Here is a 3,933-nt window from a genome sequence, read left to right on the forward strand (position 1 = left end):
CGTAGGCGATGTGCTGGTATTACGCGGGTACCTCGACAAGGGGGTACACGCCGTTCTCGTCGTGTGTCTCGTTGCCGACGACGGGAGGGTTGAACACGCACAGCATGCGCATTTGGGTGCGCGGCTCGACGGTGTGGCGCTCGTGCCCGTTGAGCAGGTACATCGATCCCGCACCGAGCTCGTAGGTCTCTCCGGTTTCGCGGTCGGTGAGCGTTCCCTCGCCTTCGATGAGCCAGACGGCCTCGACGTGGTTGGCGTAGTGGAAGTTGTTCACCGTGCCGGCCTGAATCGTCGTCTCGTGGAACGAGAACCCGACCTTGTCGCCGCCGAGAATGATCCTCTTGCTGCGCCAGTTGCCGTCTTCGCTCTCGATGTCGCGATCGGTACCGGTGATCTCCTGTGTGGTGCGAACGATCATGCGATGTCCTCCTTCGATGTCGGTTGTTGCGGACGGACGGTCAGGAAAGCACCCTGCGACGGCGCTCTCGATGACGTCCAGACCGCGGTCGAGCTCGTCCATCGTCGTGGTCAACGGTGGGAGCAGCTTGACGACCTCGTCCTTCGGGCCTGCCGTCTCGACGAGCAGATGCTCGTCGTAGCACAGCTGAGACACCTTGCCCGCCAACTCGGCGTCGTCGAACACCAGTGCCTGGACCATGCCACGGCCGCGAGTGGAGATGCCGTCGAACTTGGCGCAGAGCTTGATGAAGCGATCCTGGATGTGCTCGCCCTTGGCGAGGATCTCCTTCTCGAAGGTGTCATCGGACCAGTAGTGGTCGATCGCTGCCTTGGCCGTGACGAACGACGGGTTGAACCCGCGGAAGGTTCCGTTGTGCTCACCGGGCGACCAGACGTCGAGCTCGGGCTTGAACAGTGTCAGCGCCAACGGCATGCCGTAGCCACCGATGGACTTGGACAGCGTGACGATGTCCGGGGTGATGCCGGCTTCCTCGAACGAGAAGAACTGGCCGGTGCGACCACAACCCATCTGGACGTCGTCGACGATCAGCAGGATCTCGCGTCGCGAGCAGAGCTCGGCCAGCGCGCGCAGCCACTCGGGGCGCGCGACGTTGATGCCGCCCTCACCCTGGATGGTCTCCACGATCACTGCGGCCGGGCGGTTGAAACCGCTGCCCGAGTCGTCGAGCACGCGCTCGAACCACTGGAAGTCCTCGGTGACGCCGCCGAAGTAGTTGTCGTATGGCATCGGCGTGGTGTGCACCAACGGAATTCCGGCGCCAGCTCGCTTCATCGAGTTGCCGGTGACCGACAGCGCGCCGAGTGTCATGCCGTGGAATGCGTTGGTGAAGTTGATGATCGCCTCGCGGCCGGTGACCTTGCGGGCCAACTTCAGTGCCGCCTCGACGGTGTTGGTGCCCGTCGGTCCCGGGAACTGAACCTTGTAGTCCAAGCCGCGGGGGTCGAGGATGTTCTTCTTGAACGACTCGAGGAACTCACGCTTGGCAACGGTCGACATGTCGAGTCCGTGCGTGATTCCGTCGCTGGTGATGTAGTCCACCAACGCGCTCTTGATCATGTCGTTGTTGTGGCCGTAGTTGAGTGCGCCTGCGCCACCGAAGAAGTCGAGGTAGTCGTTGCCGTCCTCGTCGGTGATCACCGAGTTCTTCGCGGTGGAGAACACGGCGGGCCACTGGCGGCTGTAGCTCCGCACGCCGGATTCGACGGTCTCGAACACATCGGGCTTCTCTGTTGTAACGGTGTTCTTTTCGGTCATGTTCTGCTTGTTCCTTTCGTAATTCCGCGATGCGTCGGGGCCTACTGTGTAGAGCTCCTCGGCTTCGTGGCTATCAGGGAAATCGTTGGGCGCGAACAAATCCGACCTGACGATGTCGGTGCCTCGCTTGCGTGCGAGGCTCGTGAAGGTTGCGATGGACGCTTCGTTGTCCGGGCTGATCGTCGTCTCCAGATGCGTGATTCCCTGTGGCTCGAGGCGGTCGAGCAGCTCCATCAGCATGCGACCGGCAAGACCCTTGCCACGCTGGTCCGCATCCACGGCGACCTGCCACACGAACAGCGTGCGGGGGGCGTCCTGGCGGATGTATCCGGTGACGAAACCGACTGCGCGGCCGTCTATGTCGGATACGACGGTGGTGGCCGCGAAATCGCGGCACCACAACACGTACGAGTAGCTGGAGTTGAGGTCCAGAACTCGCGAATCTCTTGCGATCTCCCAGAGCCGGACTCCGTCGGAGATCTGTGGCTTACGAAACTTCACTGCGTCCGGCGCAGTGACTGGGGTACTTCTCAGCAATGCGGGCTTCATGGGAAATACAAACGTAACAAGGTCGTCGTGGCATATCGAGTGCGCTCGGAAATCGACCTCCGAATCGGACATGCATCCCCAGGTTAACCGCCGAATGTGATGATGGTCACATTGTTGTTGCCCGGCTGGCTGTACCCGCAATCATGAAGTTCAAACCACCCGCTTCGGGCGGGCACCTATTTCGGTGTCGCGAGAGCGAACGGCAGCACCGCCTGCGCACCCGCAGCATTCAATGCCGCCGTGGCGCAGGTGAACGTCCACCCCGTGTCGGTGAGCAGATCGATCAACAGAATCGGCCCTGTCACGGACGATACGTCCGGAACGTCCCATGAGTCCACCAGCCCGGCGACTCGAAACGCCGAATTCGCCGCCGAGACCGGCGGATGACCTGCCCTGACCTGCATGACGCCGAGATCGCTCAATTTTCCGACGGAGGCCAATCGCTCGGCGATCGACCGCACCAACACAGGATGGGTGGGGGAGTCGAGAGCGAGAACCGCAGTGGGCCGCTGCTTCCAATCCCAGTGGGCGAGCACGGTGATGCACGCCTTCTCCAACGCATCGGTGGCCGGAGCGTCGGGTGCATCGAGCAGGGCACGCAGTCGGCTACCCCAGCCCAGGTCGGTGAGTCGACCCAGCACGCGCCCGGGTTCGTGTGGGTCGGCGATCTTGCCCGAGAGCGAGACACCCAGCTTCTTCATGCCGCTGGGCCACTGCTTTCTGGGCTGCAGGTCGATGCCCGGCCGATCCAGACGTGCCCTGGCCGAGTCGACCGAGGCCGCGTCCACCGATGCCGACAGGTGTTCGCCCGTGCAGTTGTCGCACCGCCCGCATCGGTCGGACTCGCTACCGGGTGCGCCCAGATCCGGGTCGTCGAGTTGTCTGCGCAGGAATTCCATCCGGCAGCCGTCGGTGCCTGGTAGTCGATCATCGCCTGCTGCTCGCGGTCCCTGGCCTGTTCGAGACGCTCGTAGCGGGCCGCGTCGTACGTCCATTGCTCCCCGGTTGCCATCCAACCGCCACGAACGCGTCTGACGGCGCCATCGACGTCGAGAACCTTCAGCACCATCTCGAGTCTGCTGCGACCCAGCTCGACGAGAGGCTCCAGCGCCTGCGTCGACTGGGCCTTGTCGGTGTTCAAGGCATCGATGACCTGACGCACCAGATGTTCGCGGGGGAATGCGACGGAGGCGAAGTAACTCCAGATCTGCCTGTCCTCGTGGCCCGGAAGCAGCACTACGTCGGCGCGTTCCGTAGCGCGCCCGGCACGGCCGACCTGCTGGTAGTACGAAATCGGAGACGATGGTGCTCCCATGTGCACCACGAAGCCGAGATCGGGCTTGTCGAAGCCCATGCCCAGTGCGGACGTGGCGACCAGTGCCTTGACTCGGTTGGCCAGCAGGTCACCTTCGAGCGATTCCCGCTCGGTCGGGTCCGTCTGACCGGTGTACGACGCCACGACGTGGCCTTGATCGGTCAGCAGCGCTGCGAGGTCCTTCGCCGCAGATACCGTCAGGGTGTAGATGATTCCCGAACCGGGCAGCGTCTTCAGGTGATCGCCGAGCCACGCCGCCCGTTCGGTCGCGTTGTCGATCTTCACCACCGCCATGCGCAGAGAGTCGCGTGCGAGCCCGCCGCGCAGGACGAGC

At 63.3% G+C, this 3,933-nt stretch carries 1 protein-coding gene and 3 pseudogenes; all 4 read right to left on the reverse strand.

Annotated features, from left to right (window positions below):
- Positions 1-19 precede the first annotated feature (19 nt).
- Positions 20-418, reverse strand: coding sequence for an ectoine synthase (locus tag RHBS_RS31945; protein WP_121869472.1), 399 nt, complete (start codon positions 416-418; stop codon positions 20-22).
- Positions 419-475: 57 nt separating this feature from the next.
- Positions 476-1,735 (reverse strand): annotated as a pseudogene (gene ectB, locus RHBS_RS31950) (diaminobutyrate--2-oxoglutarate transaminase); the annotation flags it as partial.
- Positions 1,736-1,783: 48 nt separating this feature from the next.
- A pseudogene (ectA, locus tag RHBS_RS31955) lies at positions 1,784-2,356 on the reverse strand (diaminobutyrate acetyltransferase); the annotation flags it as partial.
- 104 nt (positions 2,357-2,460) lie between these two features.
- Positions 2,461-3,933, reverse strand: a pseudogene (locus tag RHBS_RS25340) (helicase-related protein); the annotation flags it as partial.

Source organism: Rhodococcus sp. BS-15, assembly GCF_000813105.1.
GTDB lineage: Bacteria > Actinomycetota > Actinomycetes > Mycobacteriales > Mycobacteriaceae > Rhodococcoides.